15 protein-coding genes and 1 tRNA gene are annotated in these 18140 nt (G+C 40.4%); 8 read left to right on the top strand and 8 right to left on the bottom strand.

Annotated elements, in window-relative coordinates; translation table 11 throughout:
* Nucleotides 1-267: 267 nt before the first annotated feature.
* The 5 genes from SOI83_RS01855 to SOI83_RS01835 form a co-directional block, all read right to left on the bottom strand.
* Nucleotides 268-344: transfer RNA gene (locus SOI83_RS01855), tRNA-Met, on the bottom strand.
* A 46-nt stretch (nt 345-390) separates the two neighbouring features.
* Nucleotides 391-1368: an asparaginase gene (locus SOI83_RS01850; protein WP_320676915.1), complete on the bottom strand. Its 978-nt coding sequence runs from the start codon at nt 1366-1368 to the stop codon at nt 391-393.
* 22 nt (nt 1369-1390) lie between these two features.
* A complete protein-coding gene (locus tag SOI83_RS01845) occupies nt 1391-1888 on the bottom strand; it encodes a CGLD27 family protein (RefSeq protein ID WP_320676914.1) in 498 nt (165 codons plus the stop codon).
* A complete protein-coding gene (rsfS, locus tag SOI83_RS01840) occupies nt 1889-2251 on the bottom strand; it encodes a ribosome silencing factor (RefSeq protein ID WP_320676913.1) in 363 nt (120 codons plus the stop codon).
* Complete coding sequence (locus tag SOI83_RS01835) at nt 2244-2879, bottom strand: DUF3318 domain-containing protein (protein WP_320676912.1); 636 nt, start codon at nt 2877-2879, stop codon at nt 2244-2246. Before SOI83_RS01835 ends, rsfS begins: the two co-directional genes overlap by 8 nt.
* 120 nt (nt 2880-2999) lie before the next feature.
* Between SOI83_RS01835 and carB the strand changes: the two genes are divergently transcribed.
* The 3 genes from carB (at nt 3000) to SOI83_RS01820 (ending at nt 8476) form a co-directional block, all read left to right on the top strand.
* Complete coding sequence (gene carB / locus SOI83_RS01830; protein ID WP_320676911.1) at nt 3000-6314, top strand: carbamoyl-phosphate synthase large subunit; 3315 nt, start codon at nt 3000-3002, stop codon at nt 6312-6314.
* Nucleotides 6315-6353: 39 nt separating this feature from the next.
* Entirely contained in the window at nt 6354-7028 is a 675-nt protein-coding gene (locus SOI83_RS01825) for a DUF3386 domain-containing protein (RefSeq protein WP_320676910.1), read from the top strand.
* A 92-nt stretch (nt 7029-7120) separates the two neighbouring features.
* Nucleotides 7121-8476 carry an alanine/glycine:cation symporter family protein gene (locus tag SOI83_RS01820; protein WP_320676909.1) on the top strand — a complete coding sequence of 452 codons (1356 nt, stop codon included), beginning with the start codon at nt 7121-7123 and terminating at the stop codon, nt 8474-8476.
* Between the two features lie 17 nt (nt 8477-8493).
* Here the strand turns inward: SOI83_RS01820 and SOI83_RS01815 are convergent, their stop codons facing one another.
* Complete coding sequence (locus SOI83_RS01815) at nt 8494-8724, bottom strand: DUF6447 family protein (RefSeq protein WP_320676908.1); 231 nt, start codon at nt 8722-8724, stop codon at nt 8494-8496.
* Nucleotides 8725-8825: 101 nt separating this feature from the next.
* Nucleotides 8826-10571, bottom strand: coding sequence for an ABC transporter ATP-binding protein (locus SOI83_RS01810; RefSeq protein WP_320676907.1), 1746 nt, complete (start codon nt 10569-10571; stop codon nt 8826-8828).
* A 41-nt stretch (nt 10572-10612) separates the two neighbouring features.
* Here SOI83_RS01810 and SOI83_RS01805 point away from each other — a divergent pair, with 41 nt between their 5' ends.
* From SOI83_RS01805 to folP, 3 genes are read left to right on the top strand one after another with little or no spacing between them, the layout of a single operon-like run.
* Entirely contained in the window at nt 10613-10813 is a 201-nt protein-coding gene (locus SOI83_RS01805) for an RNA-binding S4 domain-containing protein (RefSeq protein WP_320676906.1), read from the top strand.
* A gap of 26 nt (nt 10814-10839) precedes the next feature.
* On the top strand, nt 10840-11571 hold the full coding sequence (gene tpiA, locus SOI83_RS01800) for a triose-phosphate isomerase (RefSeq protein ID WP_320677582.1): 732 nt from the start codon (nt 10840-10842) through the stop codon (nt 11569-11571).
* A gap of 40 nt (nt 11572-11611) precedes the next feature.
* Nucleotides 11612-12391 (top strand): dihydropteroate synthase, encoded by a 780-nt coding sequence (gene folP, locus SOI83_RS01795; protein ID WP_320676905.1) that lies wholly within the window; start codon nt 11612-11614, stop codon nt 12389-12391.
* A gap of 59 nt (nt 12392-12450) precedes the next feature.
* Here the strand turns inward: folP and SOI83_RS01790 are convergent, their stop codons facing one another.
* On the bottom strand, nt 12451-16467 hold the full coding sequence (locus SOI83_RS01790; protein ID WP_320676904.1) for a magnesium chelatase subunit H: 4017 nt from the start codon (nt 16465-16467) through the stop codon (nt 12451-12453).
* A gap of 115 nt (nt 16468-16582) precedes the next feature.
* On the opposite strand from SOI83_RS01790, the gene dapB reads away from it, so the two are divergent.
* Both dapB and SOI83_RS01780 read left to right on the top strand, forming a co-directional pair.
* The gene (dapB, locus tag SOI83_RS01785; RefSeq protein ID WP_320676903.1) at nt 16583-17434 is read left to right on the top strand and encodes a 4-hydroxy-tetrahydrodipicolinate reductase; all 852 of its coding nucleotides are present in this window, start codon (nt 16583-16585) and stop codon (nt 17432-17434) included.
* A gap of 15 nt (nt 17435-17449) precedes the next feature.
* On the top strand, nt 17450-18106 hold the full coding sequence (locus SOI83_RS01780) for a hypothetical protein (protein ID WP_320676902.1): 657 nt from the start codon (nt 17450-17452) through the stop codon (nt 18104-18106).
* The last annotated feature ends 34 nt before the right edge of the window (nt 18107-18140 follow it).

The following is an 18140-nucleotide window of genomic DNA, read 5'->3' as shown; positions in this document are numbered from 1 at the left end:
CCTAAGGGATAAACCTACATTTAAATTATTTCTTTTATCGTAATTACTCTATGTAATGTGGTTTTTCAAACCTAGTCTCTAAGTGCTTTGAGGTCTTACAGTAATTTGGTATTGGCTTTAATCATTTGCCTAATAGTTTTAAGTAACTATTTTAAATTAATGTATATTTAATTGTCTAAAGGTACTCAGCTGTTTTGTGATGTTTGAGAATCGACTTTGTATGGGATTAGTTCGTTCATTAAAATACCCCCCATTTGGGGGGCGATTTGGTGGCGGGGGCGAGATTTGAACTCGCGACCTTCGGGTTATGAGCCCGACGAGCTACCAGACTGCTCTACCCCGCGATTTGGAATAAGCATACATGTCCAAGCTGCTTTGGCACCACAATTTCTATGATTCAAGGAATTTTAATTCCCCCTGTACTTCAAGCTCTACTCCTGGGTTGATTACAAGAACTTGTTCTTCTAGCTCTTGAAGACCTGTTGGTGTTAGCCATTCCAGCTGTCTTAGTAGATGCAATGCTACTGCTCTCTTGGCTCTTGCTGATCCATCTTCAACCTTAATAGCTAGGCCAATTCCGTCAGAAAGCCTAGATATACATTGAATACCTTCAGCCCCTCCTTTGCTAACAACCTGGCGGTGTGCACGAAGCATTAATTCAGTGTCAAACCTTTTAATACCTGCAATCAATTCAGGATTAGAGACCATTGCGCGCGATATTGCTTCTATTTGAGCTTGCTTAGAACTCCCAAGATGCGCATAAAGCATGGCCATTTGCGATAACTCAAGTCGAAGTGTTGGTGCTCCGCAATCGTCTCTAGCGGCTAACAATTCTTCAGGCGGCAATCCAAGTAGCTCAGCTACTCTCCTAAATACCTCAACTTGCAGTGGGTGATTGCCTTTTAGATAAGTTTCTAAAGGCCAATTCATTTTCTTGCAGGTAGCTAGGAAGCCAGCGTGTTTTCCAGAACAGTTATGTTCTAAAGGACTTTTCCTGCCTACCGGAGTAGGGCATTGCAAAAAGTCCACATCGATGTCGGCATTCCATAAAACCTTGAAGGCCTCTCTCGCATGTAAGGGACTCCCGTTATGTGAGGCACAACAGATAGCAATTGCTTTTTCCCCATAATTAAACTTTTCAGAGGCTCCACTACTTATTAGTGGTAATACTTGAAAAGGTTTAAGGGAGGATCTTATAAAGGTTTCCAGATGGGCATTACCTGCTCTCATAAGGATTCTTCCTTTTTCGTCAGAAACTACCGCATGAACTCTATGGACTGATTCAATAGAGCCACTTCTTTTTAGGACTACTTTTAATGGCGCAATGATATTACGCTTAGAAATGTCTAGACCTGCTTGAATATTCATTGATAAAGCTTTGAGTAAATTCCTAGGTGTAATTAGTGAAAAATATACTTGTTATCAAAGACAGTATAAAGTACGTCATGCTGTACTTAAGTTTGTCAAGAATTGGCTTTATTTCGTATTCTGCAATCATAGAGTCCTTCTCTATCCATGATTGTGGTTTTTCCCAAATTTGACCATCATACCAGCCTGATTCCTCGTAACTAATTGTTTCTTCTCTCAGCCTATTGTATAGGTGTCTCCATCCAAGTAGTTGTCTTAATAGCAGCAGAATAGGCAATAAAAAGCTATAGGAAATAGAGGTTAAGATTAGTGAATTTATATCTCCTTTTAGGTTGTAACTGCCATTTGAAACAATAAAGGACAATGGAAGAATCAAGAGCCAGCTTATTATTAGGTTTTGATTAAGTTGTTTCTTTGCTTCCGTAGGCCATGAGAAGAACCATGACCTTTTTAGCTGAAGATATTCTTCTAGTGGAATTTGATCTTTAGGAACAGGACATGTTGATGAGGGCGCAATCATTTATATGTCTTTATATGTGCTCGAGAAAAACTTACGTTCTCCAGTGCTCCAAAATGACTCAAGGTCATAGTATTTTCTTTCATTAGGTTGAAGAACATGAACAATAAGTTCCCCATAATCTAGTAATGCCCACTTTGCTTCATTGACGCCTTCAGACCTTAAGGGCAATCTTTCGGCCTGAGTTTTTAATTTGTCCTCAACTGATTTTGCTATCGCTCGTACTTGTACATCAGAAAAACCACCTGCAATTACAATCCATTCAGCTAAGCAAGAAACTTCTTCTATTCGTATTAGTTCAATATCAGTTGCTTTGCGGTCATCACAGGCTTCTGCTGCAAGTTCAGCAAGCTGATGACTATCCATATACATTTTCACTTGTTAAGGATTGGCTAGAGCCCTCTTGTTGGGCCATTTCGGCTCGGGCTTTTCCTGCGCTCTTGCGGAGTGCTTCTAACCGGTCTTCATAGAAGCTCCGTTTTTTCTTTTTACGGCTTTGCTCAACAAGTTCCTTTAAAGCACCACCAAGGCTTTTATAGGCGTTTGGAACGCTATAGCCAAAGCGGCAAGCTAAATCTATGGCACGTTCATCTGCTGCGATTGCATCCTGTAATCGTTTTTCTGAGTTGTTTTTAAGGTAAAGCCGATATCCCGCAAAACCGGAAAGTCCTAAAGCCATAAGCAACAGGAGGCCATCCTGTACCCATAATTCTCCAATTGCCCCACCTAATCCAATCGCTAAGGCTGCCATCTCCCAACCGTCCCGAGGAATTGTGTCATTTTGAATTCGACCTACTTCATGCCAGAAAAGTAGGTTTCGGTGATCAATAGCAAGATTGTCCCAGGGGTCAAGATCGACTTGAATTTCGACCTCATCTCTTCCAATCTCTTCAAGGGTAATCAGAGGGGGATCAACGGCTGCGGCTGCCTCCACGAACACCCAGCTTTGATTCTCCGGTGGCAAAAGCCCCTTTAGTCGCTGGAGTTCACTCATAAGCTTGTTCTTTCCTCGTCAACAAAGTTAGCTAGTAATTTGGATCCCAAATTTTAAATAGTTTTGGGTTAAAAGCTCCTGCGTGGGAAGCTAGTTGGATTGGTAACCAGGATAAGCCAAATGCCACGGCGGAAGGATCTACGTCGAATACTTCTCCTTGGGTCTGGACCGATTGTCATCGGACAGGCTTGTGAATTTGACTATTCGGGTACGCAGGCTTGCAAAGCACTGCGAGGTGAGGGATTTGAAGTCGTCTTGGTTAATTCCAATCCAGCCTCCATTATGACTGATCCTGAGATGGCAGATAGAACCTATGTAGAGCCATTAACTTTGGATGTTGTAAGCAAGGTCATTGAAAAAGAACGTCCAGATGCATTATTGCCAACGATGGGTGGGCAAACAGCTTTAAATCTGGCAGTTTCACTTTACGAACAAGGGATTCTTGAGAAATACGGAGTTGAGCTAATAGGAGCTGATATTTCTGCGATTCGAAAAGCTGAAGATAGGAAACTGTTCAAATCTTCAATGGAAAATATAGGAGTGAAAGTTTGCCCTTCAGGGATAGCTTCAAACATACAAGAGGCTCATGAAGTGGGAGAAATAATTTCCAGTTTCCCCAGAATTATTAGGCCAGCATTTACTCTTGGAGGCAGTGGTGGTGGAATTGCTTATAACCCCGAGGAGTTTGATGAGCTTTGCAAGTCAGGTCTAGATGTAAGCCCTGTTTCTCAAATATTAATAGAGAAATCTCTTCTTGGTTGGAAGGAATTCGAGTTAGAAGTTATGAGAGATCAAGTTGATAATGTTGTAATTATTTGTAGTATAGAGAACATAGATCCTATGGGTGTGCATACCGGAGACTCTATAACAGTTGCACCTGCTCAGACACTTACTGACCGTGAATATCAAAGGCTTAGAGATCAGTCTATCGCTATAATTCGTGAAATAGGAGTAGCAACTGGTGGTAGCAATATTCAATTTGCAGTAAATCCCTCTAATGGCGATGTTGTTGTAATTGAAATGAATCCTAGAGTAAGTAGATCCTCTGCATTGGCAAGTAAAGCTACAGGATTTCCTATTGCGAAAATTGCAGCACTTCTAGCTGTTGGTTACAACCTTGATGAAATTACAAATGATATTACTGGTAAAACTCCGGCTTGTTTTGAACCAACTATTGATTATGTTGTAACAAAGATTCCTAGATTTGCTTTTGAGAAATTTAAAGGAAGCTCCTCAACATTAACCACTTCTATGAAGTCTGTAGGGGAAGCAATGGCAATCGGTAGGTGTTTTGAGGAATCTTTTCAAAAGGCTATTAGGTCTTTAGAAACCGGACTTTTGGGCTGGGGTTGTGATGGATCAGACTCTTTAGTAAAAACAAATGATAAAGAATTAGAACGTTTACTTAGGACGCCATCACCTGAAAGAATAATGTATATAAGAACGGCAATGTTGGATGGTAAGTCTGATTTTGAAATTAATTCATTGACAAATATTGATCTTTGGTTCCTGTCTAAATTTAGAAATATAATTAATGCTCAAAAAACTTATCTTGATCATGGAAAATTATCTAGAATAGAGACTGATGATTTTCTAAAATTAAAGAAACTTGGTTTTTCTGACTTTCAAATAGCATGGGCTACAAATAGTGAGGAGTTATTAGTCAGATCTAGAAGAGAGGAACTTAATGTTCTCCCAATCTTTAAAACAGTAGATACATGTGCCGCCGAGTTTAACTCCTCCACACCTTACTACTATTCAACATATGAAAAAACACTGTTTACTATTTCTGTCGGAGGCACTGTTCATGAATGTGAATCTCAGACAGAAGTAAAACCTAGTAACTCAAGAAAATTAATGATTCTTGGCGGAGGCCCTAACCGAATAGGACAAGGTATTGAGTTTGATTATTGTTGTTGTCACGCTTCATTCTCATCTCAGAAATCAGGAATTACCACAATAATGGTCAATAGTAACCCTGAAACTGTTTCAACTGATTATGACACTAGCGATCGACTTTATTTTGAACCTCTCACATTAGAAGATGTCCTAAATATTATTCAAGTTGAAAATCCTCAGGGTATCATTGTTCAGTTTGGAGGTCAGACACCATTGAAGTTAGCGTTGCCTCTCTTGCAATGGCTTGAATCAGAAAATAACCAAAGTATTAATACAAGAATCCTTGGAACATCCCCTAGATCTATTGATAAAGCTGAAGATCGCGAGCAATTTGAAGCCACGTTAAGAGCCTTAGGAATCAGGCAACCCCTTAATGGAATCGCTCGTACTGAAGAAGAAGCAATATCTATAGCTTCAAGAATTAATTATCCAGTTGTCGTTAGGCCTTCATATGTTCTTGGGGGAAGGGCAATGGAAGTAGTCTTTGACGAGACTGAACTCGATACCTATATGAGAGAGGCAGTTAAAGTTCAACCACAACATCCTGTTCTTATTGATCAATACCTAGAAAATGCTATTGAGGTTGATGTTGATGCTTTGTGTGATCGAAAAGGCAATGTTGTAATAGGTGGTTTGATGGAACATATTGAGCCTGCAGGTATTCATTCAGGCGATTCTGCTTGTTGTTTGCCCTCTATTTCTTTGGGGCAACCTGCTCTTAAATTAATCCGCAAATGGAGCAAGGACTTGGCAAAGGAGCTAAAGGTAGAGGGTTTGATTAATTTGCAGTTTGCTGTACAAAAGACGGAGGATGGAGATGAACAAGTTTTTATTATTGAGGCAAATCCCAGGGCTTCTAGAACCGTACCCTTTGTCTCTAAGGCCACAGGTGTGCCTCTTGCAGCAATTGCCACAAGATTGATGAATGGGGAATTACTAAGTGATGTTGGAATTACATCTGAGCCACGACCGCCACTTCAAGCTATTAAGGAGGCTGTTCTTCCATTCCGTCGTTTTCCTGGTGCAGATAGTGTTTTAGGACCTGAAATGCGTTCAACAGGAGAAGTTATGGGGTCTGCGCCAGGATTTGGTATGGCATATGCCAAGTCTGAACTAGCCGCTGGTGAAGCTTTGCCTATCAAAGGAACAGTATTTCTTTCTACACATGATCGTGACAAGCTTGATTTGATACCAGTTGCTAGTAAATTAATTTCCTTAGGTTTTAAGTTGATAGCAACTTCTGGGACAGCAAAAGTCCTTTCTAGTGGTGGTCTTGCAGTCGATTCAGTTTTAAAGGTTCATGAGGGGAGACCGAATATTGAAGACCTCATTCGATCTGGTCAGATCCAATTAGTTATTAATACACCTATTGGACGTCAGGCAGCACATGATGATAAGTACCTCCGACGGGCTGCCTTGGACTATTCAGTCCCAACAGTTACCACACTGGCTGGAGCAAGGGCTGCCGTTGAAGGCATTGCTGCATTGCAAGATCAATCACCTTCAATTGCCGCATTACAGGACATACATTCCTAGTAGATAACTTAGTCTGCATCAACTCTCGCTTACTAACTAGTGGTCTCCCCTGTTTCTAACCCTATACCAGTCCCTGGCACTGATTGCTCTAAAGAATTTAAGGCTGCATATGAAAATCGTTATACCTGGGATCCTGATTTCTCAGGTTATTTGGGTCGTTGCGTCTGGGAGACGGATGCGCGAAGTATAGAAGGCTGTTTCAAATTAAATAGCGATTTAAAAGCTGAGGTTTTTGATATTGATGATGAAAAAGTACACAAATCAATCTCATCACAGCTTTGGGAAGTCGCAATTCATAGAGTAAGAAGAAGCTTCGCAAAAATACACGGTGAAAATACATTTACTGCTGGAGATGTTAACCATATTGGCATGGAAGTGATAGTTGGCGGAAAAAATACAGGCGATAAATATCGAATAAAGGATAACGTGGTTACGATGGTAAATCGACATATTCATGGACAATTGATTACAATTAATACTAAGAGTGTTACTAATACAATGAAAGGCTATTTAAGTAAAGAATATACTAGTCAATATAGTGATCCGATAAAAGGAGAACCTATTCGAGGGTTAAGCAAATTTAAGGATATTTTTGTTCCTCTTTACAATAACGGTCCTTGGGTCCTCACAGAAAGAAGTGTTCAAACAGAATCTTTTGGGAATGAGGCTAACAGTTTTGAATGCTTTAAGTTTCTAGACCTAAAGGCTCAATAAATAGATTCTTGCAACATAGAGAAGCTTATGAGAATATAAATCAGGAAAATTGGAATTAAACTTTGTCACTTCTCAGGCTTGTTGATTACTCAATGAACTTTTCAACTGTCTCATCGGAGGCAATTAATTCCCTCAAGACAATTAACTCCGCTCTTAATTCTATTGCCTGGGGTTGGCCCACAGTAACCCTTATTTCAGCAACTGGATTGGTTTTGATGTTCGGCTTGAGGCTTATGCCTCTTCGTCGCCTTGTCTACGGTTTAAAAATAATCTTTAAAGAGCCTGATCCTTCAAGTCAAGGAGAAATATCTCCCTTTCAGGCTTTGATGACGTCTTTATCTGCAACCATAGGAATAGGTAATATTGTCGGTGTGGCCACAGCAATAGCAATGGGTGGTCCTGGTGCAGTTTTTTGGATGTGGATTATCGCTTTAGTTGGTATTGCAACTAAGTATTCGGAGGCAGTTCTCGCTGTTCACTTTCGTGAGAAGGATTCAATCGGTAAATTTGTCGGTGGTCCTATGTATTATATAAAAAATGGTCTTGGACCAAGTTGGTATTGGCTTGGAGGTCTGTTTGCTCTCTTCGGTATGCTTGCTAGTTTTGGAATTGGAAATGGTGTTCAGTGTTTCGAAGTTTCCAGTGCATTGCAAACATTTAATGTCCCAAAGGAAATAACAGCAGCGATAATTGGAGTACTTGTTTTTATAGTAATTATTGGAGGTATAAGCCGTATAGCAAGAGCAGCTTCCGCAATTGTCCCTTTAATGTCAGTTTTATATATCCTTGCTTGCTTTTCAATAATCCTATTAAATGTAGAAAGGATACCTTCGGCTTTTGCTGCAATATTTACTGATGCCTTTACAGGAAGAGCTGTAGCTGGTGGTGTATTTACAAAAGTACTTTTTGAAGGTTTTAAGCGAGGAATTTTCTCCAATGAGGCAGGCCTTGGTAGTGCTCCCATTGCACATGCATCAGCTAATACTAATGATGCAGTTCGTCAAGGATCAATAGCGATGTTAGGTACTTTTATAGATACCATAATTATATGCACTATGACCGCTCTAGTCATTATTCTAAGTGGCGTTAATGGGCCCAGTGGGGCCACACTTTCTATTGAAGCTTTTAATTCATCTATTGCTGGATCTGGAGCTTTAGTAACTATTGCTTTGGCAGTATTTGCATTCACAACAGTTTTGGGTTGGAGTTACTATGGTGAAAGGTGTACTGAATATCTTTTTGGTATAAAATCAATTTTACCTTTTAGATTAACTTGGGTAGCTGTTGCTGTATTTGGTGCAATTGCTGGTGATCCTAATAGAAATATTGTTTGGGGAATAGCTGATACATTAAATGGTTTAATGGCTTTACCAAACCTAGTAGCACTATTACTTCTATCGGGCACTGTTTTTAGATTAACTAGGTCATATCGATTTGATGAAGCTTAGCCATTGTTATTCCTAGGTTATTGCTCAAGGGGCTTAACATCCTTTAGCTTTTCGTTAAGTTCCCTAGCCATAGTCTGACGACCTATTGCTAATACCCTAAGTGTATCCTCATGCATCTTCAATTGTGTATCTGCTACTTGCATACCTCTGACAAGCTCTTTCAATTCTTTGGGTAAGGAATTGAGGTCATATCGCTTACCTTCAAAGGTAAGGACAGGATCAGGTCTGCTTGTAGATGATTGAGTCATTGGTTTGTCGCAAAAAGCTCACAAAATTGATAATGCTTTGTCCTTGAAATGCCGTTAAAACATTTTAAGGATTTTCAGTATGGGATCTTATCTCGTTAGAACTATTCCTCTGTATTACTTCTTATGAGTTGCCTCTCGCATAAATCTCTGTATCTACCTGCTCTACTCATTAGTTCATCATGGGTGCCTGAATCACACTTGACACCATTTTCAATAACAACAATTTGGTCGGCTTCTTGAACTGTTGACAGTCTATGGGCAATAACTAGCACTGTTCTTTGCGCCATGGCTTGTTGGATTCCTTGCTGTACAGCTTCTTCAGCTTCTGCATCTAAAGCACTCGTTGCCTCGTCAAGGAGAAGAACTGCGGGGTTGCCTAAAACCGCTCTAGCTATTGCTAAGCGTTGTAGTTGACCGCCCGAAAGATTTGTTCCTCGTTCATCGAGGGTTGTCGAGTAGCCTTCAGGCATCGACATGATGAAGTCATGAGCATTAGCTAATTTTGCTGCTTTAATGATTTGGTTTTCAGAAGCATTCCTACCAAAACTGATTGCTTCAGCAATACTTCCAGAAAAGATATTTACTACTTGGGGAACTATAGCTATTTGTTTTCTGATTTCGTTAGACTTTAGGTTTGATATGTCTATACCATCTAGTAATATATAACCTTTTTGAACCCTATTAAATCTCAATAACAAAGAGAAAAGTGTACTTTTGCCTGCCCCCGATGGCCCTACTAAGGCAACTATCTTCCCTGGCTCTACATTCAAAGAGAAGTTAGAAATTGTTGAAGTTTGGTTTTGATATCTAAAGCTAATATCGGCAAAACTAATATGACCTTTTGGCTTTTCTAGACTGATTGCATTCGCTTTATCTTCTAATTCTTTTGGCTGCTGTCCTATCTGAAATAGTCGTTTAAGTGATGCCTGGCCTTGCCTAAGTTCGTTGAAATTTATTGTCAAGTGACTTATAGGGTCGATAAGCATTAGTAATCCTGCTACGTAACTACTGAAGCCTTCTCCACTTAATCCTCCTGCTTGTATCCTAAGTGCTCCATAGCCAAATACTGTAAGGATTCCCAAAGCTTCTATAAATCCAACTACAGGGTGCTGAAGTGCAAGTAATTTCAGCGTTTTGTAGCGAGATTGGCGATGCTTTTCGACCTTTGAATCAAACCTATTTTGCAGCCAATCTTCGGCTGCAAAAGCACGTACTAGTGGCAATCCATGTATGGATTCGCTTAATAATGCAGCTAAATTGCTTACTTCTTGTTGACTATTTTCTGCCGCTATCATTACCCTTGCCCCAAATCGACTAACAAGAGTGGCAACAATTGGAGCCAGTAATATTGTTGCAAGAGATAGTTGCCAATCAAGCCAACACATATAAACAAATACTGCCGTGAGCTGAAGAATACTTGGAGTTGTATCTTGTATTGTCTTGTAAATCACTTCAGCTACCCTGTCGGCATCTTCAGTTAATCGATATGTTATGTCTCCAGTTGATAATTTCTTTAAAGAAAGAAGTTGAGTTTGTTGTAATTCTCGAAATAAATTTGATCTCAGATCTTTGCCAACTTGAAGAGCTGGACCTGCGAGGAATGTGTCTTGCCCGAATTGGGCAATCTTTTGAATTAAAAAGACCGCTAAAGCCTGAGCCATAACCTTTAGAACCCTTTCTAGTTCACCTCCTCCAATTGCTGGTATAAGCTTTCCGGCAAGAGCAGCCAAAATAGGCCAGCAACTTACATAGATGAACATACAGATAAAACCGCATGACAAGCTACGTAAATGTGGCCGAAGGAATGGCAGTAAGCTGCGAAAGTTTGCCTTTGAGTTAGTAAACATCGCGTAACAATACCAATTCAGGCAAAAAGACCATCTACAAAATGAAACTTGATCAGTTCCTCAAATACCAAGGATTCGTCTCTACAGGAGGAGAAGCTAAGCAGCTTATTCAGTCGGGATTGGTTTTTGTGAATAATTCGGTGGAACTGCGGCGTGGTAGAAAGCTTATCGTTGGAGATCTCGTTGTTTCCGGTCTTAATAGGGCCATAGTGAAGGAGACAGGTGGGGCCAAGGGGTCTTAGGTTGGTTTATGAACGGAGGTCTAATGGTGCGTAAAGCGGTCATTGCTGGCAACTGGAAGATGCACATGACATGTGCAGAAGCCAATGAATACATGGCCATTTTTTTGCCGCTGGTAGCGCAAATGGAGAAAGACAGAAGTCTTGTCATAGCTCCTCCTTTTACTGCCATATCTTCCGTTGCTCAGATAACTCAATCAAGTGCAGTTCAGTTGGCAAGTCAAAATGTTCATTGGGAAGACAAAGGAGCATTTACAGCAGAAGTCTCTCCCGTCATGTTGCTTGAGCATGATGTTAGATACGCAATTGTTGGCCACAGTGAGCCCCGAAAATATTTCAGCGAGAGCGATGAACAGATCAATCGAAGAGCTAAGTCAGCACAAACTCATGGGTTAATTCCAATTGTTTGTGTTGGAGAAACAGATATACAACGTGATAGAGGAGAGGCCGAAAGAGTCATAAGACGTCAAGTTGAGCAAGGTTTGGAAGATTTAGACTCTGAGAGTCTAATAGTCGCTTATGAACCCATATGGGCTATTGGAACCGGAAAAACGTGTGAATCTTCAGAAGCTAATAGGATCTGTGGTTTAATCAGAAAATGGATTGGTAAATCTGATGTAATAATTCAGTATGGAGGTTCTGTTAAACCAGAAAATATTGATGAACTTATGGGAATGAACGATATTGATGGTGTTTTGGTTGGAGGAGCATCTCTTGATCCAAGAAACTTTGCAAGAATTGTCAACTATAAAGTCGCCTAAATTACCTTGGCCATCTGGTTGGGGGGAAAAAGTATGTTTAATGGCAATAGTAAATATTACCCCAGATTCCTTTTCTGATGGAGGTCAATACCTTCAGCCTAATAAAGCATTGATACATGCTTCTAAATGTATTTCTGAAGGCGCAGATGTTCTTGATTTGGGTGCACAAAGTACTCGGCCTGGAGCGGAAGAAGTAGGCTCAGAAGAGGAGTTAAGAAGACTATTGCCTGCTTTACGAACAATACGCCATGAACATAAAAATACCCTAATTTCTGTAGATACCTTCCTCTCTAGGGTTGCTTATGCCGCCTTAGAAAATGGAGCGAATTGGATAAACGATGTTTCAGCAGGCAAAATAGATCCTGATATTTTTAGGGTGGTTGCTGATGCTGGTTGTCCTTATGTATTAATGCATAGCCGTGGCAATAGCCGTAATATGAAAACACTCAATACTTACAGAGATGTAATTGATGATGTTGATCGAGAGTTATCTGAAAGAACTGAAGAGGCTCTTAAGGCAGGAATTAAACATGAAAATATAATTTGGGATCCAGGAATAGGCTTCGCCAAAAATACTGAGCAAAACATACAGATTCTGTATGGATTGGAAAGTCTTTGCAATAAGGGATTCCCTTTACTAATTGGACCGTCTAGGAAAAGGTTTATTGCGGAAATACTTGGTAATGAGGATTTAGATTCCAGAGATTTAGGTACTGAAATTGTTGTCTGTAGATGCACGCAGGCTAAAGTCTCTATGGTAAGAGTTCATAACGTAGGTAGAACAGCAAAGACACTTACAATTGCTAATAAATTATGGTAGCAATAAATGATTTTGAATAGGGTTTAAATTTTTAAATTATTTCTATTTAACCTTTATATTTAGTCTTCTTGGTTTACACCCTCAATTCTGTCTTCAACTTCTTGGTAGAGCTCCTTAAGTCTATCAATATTTTCTTCTGAGGTGTCCCAATAACCCCTACCATTCACTTCCAAAAGTGTTCCTACTATTCGTCTAAAGCTGTGAGGGTTTAATTCCATCAATCTTTTTCTCATTTCAGGGTCATTAATAAATGTCTCATTAGATTCTTCATAAACAAAGTTATCTACTTGTCCGCTTGTTGCGCTCCATCCAAGTGTGTAATTTAAGCGATTTGATACCTCTCTTACGCCTTCGTAGCCTGAGTTGAGCATACCTTCGTACCACTTGGGGTTAAGTAGTTTGGTTCGAGAATCTAATCTTATCGTTTCGCTTAGAGATCTGACTTGTGCATTTGCAGTAGTTGTATCAGCGATAAAGCTGTTTGGTGCTTTGCCATCTTCTCGTAATCCTTTGATTAGGTTAGTTGGATCCGAGTCGAAATAATGACTAACGTCGGTTAAAGATATTTCAGCTGAATCAAGGTTTTGGAAGGTTACGTCAGCAGTTTTAATAACGGATTCAAAGATTTCTCTTTTTTGATTCATTTCACCGGGGTTATCTGCATTAAATGCAAAGGTTTTGCGGGACAAGTACATTTCCTGAAGTTCACCTTCTTCTTCCCATGTAGAGTTTTCTACAGCTAGATTTACATTGGAGCTATAACTACCACTTGAGTTTGAGAAAACTCTACAAGCAGCATCTCTTATTGAAGTTCCTTGTTCTTTAGCTTGCTCAGTAGCGTGCTTTCTAACAAAATTTTGATCAAGAGGTTCATCTGCTTCAGCTGCCATCTTTACACCTTGGTCAATTAATGCCATCTGGTTTATAAATAAGTCACGGAATACTCCCGAGCAATTAACAACTACATCGATTCTTGGGCGGCCTAGTTCCTCTAAAGGGATCAGCTCGAGCTTATTTACTCTGCCTACTGAATCAGGTTTAGGTCTTACTCCTATAAACCAAAGGATTTGAGCTAATGATTCACCATAAGTCTTTATATTGTCTGTACCCCATAAAACACAGGCAATTGTTTCCGGCCATGCGCCTTCTTCTCTTCGTTGACGCTCAATAAGTTTATCGACTACACCTTTTGCTGCTGCAACGGCTGCAATAGTTGGAATAGATTGTGGGTCAAGTGCATGTATGTTTTTTCCGCTAGGAAGTACTCCTGGATTTCTTATTGGATCTCCTCCAGGTCCTGGTAAAACATAATCACCTTCTAGGGCTTTAAGGAGGCTTTCCATCTCTTTATCAGCACAAATTTGATCAAGGCAAAAACGTAGGTATTCAAAAAGTTTTTCAAGTGCAACTGAATCAATATCATTAAAGCCAGCTCGCTTACATATTTTCAAATAAGTTGGCTCATTATTAAACCCAAACTGATTTACTAAGTTGTTTATCTTCCCAATTAATCCTGTTTCTAGTGTTACTCTTCCATCTTTTCCTGTTAGCAGGTTTACCATACCCGCAATTGATTTCCTAGATGTTTCTGTAATTGTACGATTTAACTCTACATCTTTTAGTACACCTTCATCATTACCTTTATATATGTCTTCAATCTTTCTTCCTCTCGCTTCTGCTAATAGACCCGGTAAAGATCGAAGCCCATCATCTTCTCTTTCTAATGCAGCAATACTTACAAGAGTTGCAATAGCCTCTTCAGCTGTAGGTGGCTTGCCTATTGTATGTAAACCACAAGGAAGTAACCGGCTTTCAATCTCCATTAGCTGGCTATATACAGAACCTACGACTGCATCCCTATCTTCTAGATCTATTTCTGAGGCATCTTTTTCTGGCAGGTTTACATCTTGGTCGAGATTACACTGCCTTGCTGTTTCTATTATTGCATTTACTATTTGCACTCCTCTACCACCTTCACGCAGTTGTTGATAGGAACCAACCAACTCACCAAGTTCTTTTAGCCCCTTATAAAGACCTGCATTTTCAGCTGGTGGAGTTAGATAACTAATCGTTGATGCATATCCCCGCCTTTTAGCTATTGTTGCCTCAGAAGGATTGTTTGCTGCGTAATAATAAAGATTTGGAAGACCGCCAATTAGAGAATCTGGATAACATGTTTCACTCATTCCCATTTGTTTTCCAGGCATAAACTCTAGTGAGCCATGTGTTCCAAAATGAAGAACAGCATCTGCTTCCCATACCTTTTCTAAGTAGGTGTAATAGGCGGCGAATCCATGATGAGGACTCGCACTTCTTGAATAGAGAAGTCTCATGGGATCACCTTCATAGCCAAATGTTGGCTGGACACCTATAAACACATTCCCAAAATGCCTACCGTAAATAAGTAAGTTTTGGCCATCGCTATTTAGATTTCCAGGAGGCTTCCCCCAGTTCTCTTCTAATCTTTCAGAGTAGGGAGTCAGTTTTTCATATTCTCCAACACTCATTCTGTGGGCGATTGATAGTTCTGGGGCTCCTTCTAATGCTTCCGGGTCGTTTATTAACTCTTCCATTAGGGCTTTCGAGTCTTTGGGTAAATTTTCTACTTTGTACCCTTGTGCTTTTAGTTCTTCAAGGACCCTATGAATTGAACCGAATACATCTAAATAGGCTGCTGTCCCAACATTACCTTTGTCAGGTGGAAAGCTGAAAACAGTAATAGCAAGCTTCTTCTCAGCTCTTGGTTTAATTCTTAGTGAAGACCATCTAATTGCACGTTCTGCAATTGCGTCGACTCTGTCTTGAAGGGTATGTGCCTTACCAGTTGCATCATCACGACCAGATAAAACTATTGGTTCAATGGCTCCATCTAATTCTGGTATTGCAATTTGCAATGCTACCTGGACCGGGTGTAATCCGAGATCGCTCCCTTCCCATTCTTGAGTTGTTTGAAAAACAAGTGGGAGAGCCACCATATAAGGTCTATTCAGTTTTTTTAATGATGCAATTGCTTTTGGATGATCTTGTCTGGCTGGTCCGCCTACTAGGGCAAAGCCTGTGAGGGAGACAACACCATCTACTAGGGGTATATCGTTTTTTGAAGGATCGAAAAAGAAAGAGTTAACAGGTTTGGAGAAGTCAAGTCCACCGCAGAAAACAGGTATAACTCTTGCACCTCTGTATTCGAGCTCTTGTATAACAGCAACATAATGCGCTTCATCGCCCGTCACGATATGGCTTCTTTGTAAAACAAGACCAATTAATGGGCCTCTTCTTGATTTCTCAGAAAGATCAGATCTACTAGATGTCCAATTTAGATATTCTTTTATATCTTCAAACATATTTGGAGCGAGTGGATGCCATATCCCAAGATCTGGAAATACCTCTGGTTCAGCAACTTCAAGAGATGGTCTTTGCTCGCTTTCTGTATCAGTAAAAACATACTTATCTGCAAGCATTAGGAGGAGGTTCTTGAGATTCTCTGAAGTCCCTCCAAGCCAATACTGGAAGCTCAGCATGAAGCTTCGTGCATCTTGAGCTTTGTCAACTGGTAGATATTTAAGTATTGAGGGAAGAGTATTTAAAAGTTTGAGCATTGCGTCTTGAAAGCCAGTACCACCTGCCTCTTTCCGCTTCTTCATAAAATTGGCTATAGCACTACTGCTTTGACCTAGCTGGGACATAGAAAAGGTCCCAAGCTTGTTCAAGCGCATTACTTCTGGCATTGAAGGAAATATGACCGCTGCTTTTAGACGGTCTCTATGGGGTCCTACAACCTCGACCACTTTTTGGGCCAAGTCTTCTATGAATATCAGCGATGCAATAAAAACATCCGCACTTTCAATGTCCTTTTGAAAATCAGCCAGATTTTTCGGATCTCGTAACTCTTCGATTAGGTAGCCGCTTAGCTCCACACCTAGAGAACCATTTTGGGAATTAATTGAATTGGCAGCTTGAGTTAAGGCGTTTTGGTATTGAGGTTCAAGCACAAGGTAGACAGCTTTCATCACGGCTTTGTGGCCATGATTTTCTGCAGGAGAAACTCGGCGATTGGCGGAGCGGACCTGCGTAAACATTGCTTGCTTTAAGTATTTTCGCTAAGCCTACGGGGATGAGGGCTTCCTTTGCGAGTCTCCTTTTCTCGGTGTTACATCCGAAGTCACATAGTTTTTGTACCAAAATCCGTTAAAAATGCCTTTCTCCGCCGCAAAACCAATCCCAGTCTTAGTTTCAGGAGCCTTAGGTCGCATGGGGCGAGAAGTTATAAAAGCCATTTTCACAACAGCAGACTGCAAACTTGTTGCTGCTGTGGATACTTCACCCGGGTCAGAAGGCAAAGATATTGGTTTGGAATTGGGACTCGGGGAGACAGACATTACGGTTACTTCTGATTTAGAGGGTTCTTTATGTCTAATTAGTCAATCAGTCCGGAATGATCAACCACCGAATGGAGCTGTAATTGTCGACTTCACACATCCATCTGCAGTTTTTGAGCACACTAGAACTGCTATCGCATACGGAGTCCATCCTGTAATTGGTACTACAGGGCTATCCCCAAGTCAGATAAATGAATTGGCAATATTTGCTGAAAAGGCTTCTATTGGGTCCGCAGTCATTCCTAATTTTTCTGTCGGAATGGTTTTGTTGCAACAAGCCGCAGCCGCAGCAGCCCGATTTTATGATCATGCTGAATTAACTGAACTACACCACAATCAGAAAGCTGACGCACCGAGTGGAACTTGTATTAAGACAGCAGAGCTAATGGAAGAACTAGGAAAAAACTTCAATAGCACAGATGTTGAAGAACATGAGTCCCTTGCTGGCAGTCGGGGAGGACTTCGGAGTAGCGGCTTACGTCTACATTCCATACGACTCCCCGGTTTGGTTGCTCATCAAGAGGTAATGTTTGGAGCTAATGGAGAAACATATACCCTTAAGCACAACACAATTAATCGCTCTGCATATATGCCAGGAGTATTACTTGCTATTAGGAAAGTGAGGTCATTACCTGGCCTTGTATATGGGTTAGAAAGACTTATATAAAATGGGTTTTATCTAATGTTGTTACCTCTCCGCCCTGGTGAATTAGAAAGACTTATTCCTGCTGTTGCCTCTGGCAATCAATTTTCTTCGGCTTTAGGGGATCCACAAAAAATCCTTCAAAGAGTACTGATTGCAACCATCGGTGGGGTTATAAGCTTTCTTTTTAGTGCTAGTCAGACTGGTAATCAGTTTTCTTCTGTTTGGCTCGTAGTCTGTGTTGTCTTCTTTACTTATTTACTTTGGGGACCAATCTTGGAAGCAGGCCGTATGAATTCTCGATTGAGAAGAATTCCATTTGCGGCTATGTTCGAAGGTGAGATAGGAGATGTCTTTACTCGTGAATTGGTCGAAAATCGTCATGAACAAGCAAACAGTCGTGGCGAATTAGAACTTGTGGAAAATCGTAGATTGTGGATGATTCTCCATATAGAAGATGAAGATGGCTATTTAGGAGAGTTGAGATTCCCAATGGATAAAAAACACAACTCTATTCGCCAAGGTCTTTGTATTCGATGTGTTGTTCTTAGTGAAAATAAGGATTTTCGACGAATTTCAGCTTTAACCGACGCTTGGATACCAGCTCAGAGATTGTGGGTGGGTGAATATCCTTTTTTACTAAGACCTGCATTTGAGGAATTATGCATCTTACGCTTGTCAAAAAGGCGATCTTGATAGAAATAACATTTCATCTATTATTCCAGTCCCT

The organism is Prochlorococcus sp. MIT 1300 (assembly GCF_034092375.1).
Classification (GTDB): Bacteria; Cyanobacteriota; Cyanobacteriia; order PCC-6307; family Cyanobiaceae; genus MIT-1300.
Note: the sequence above shows the minus strand (reverse complement) of the source record. Positions and strands in the feature narration are given on the sequence as shown.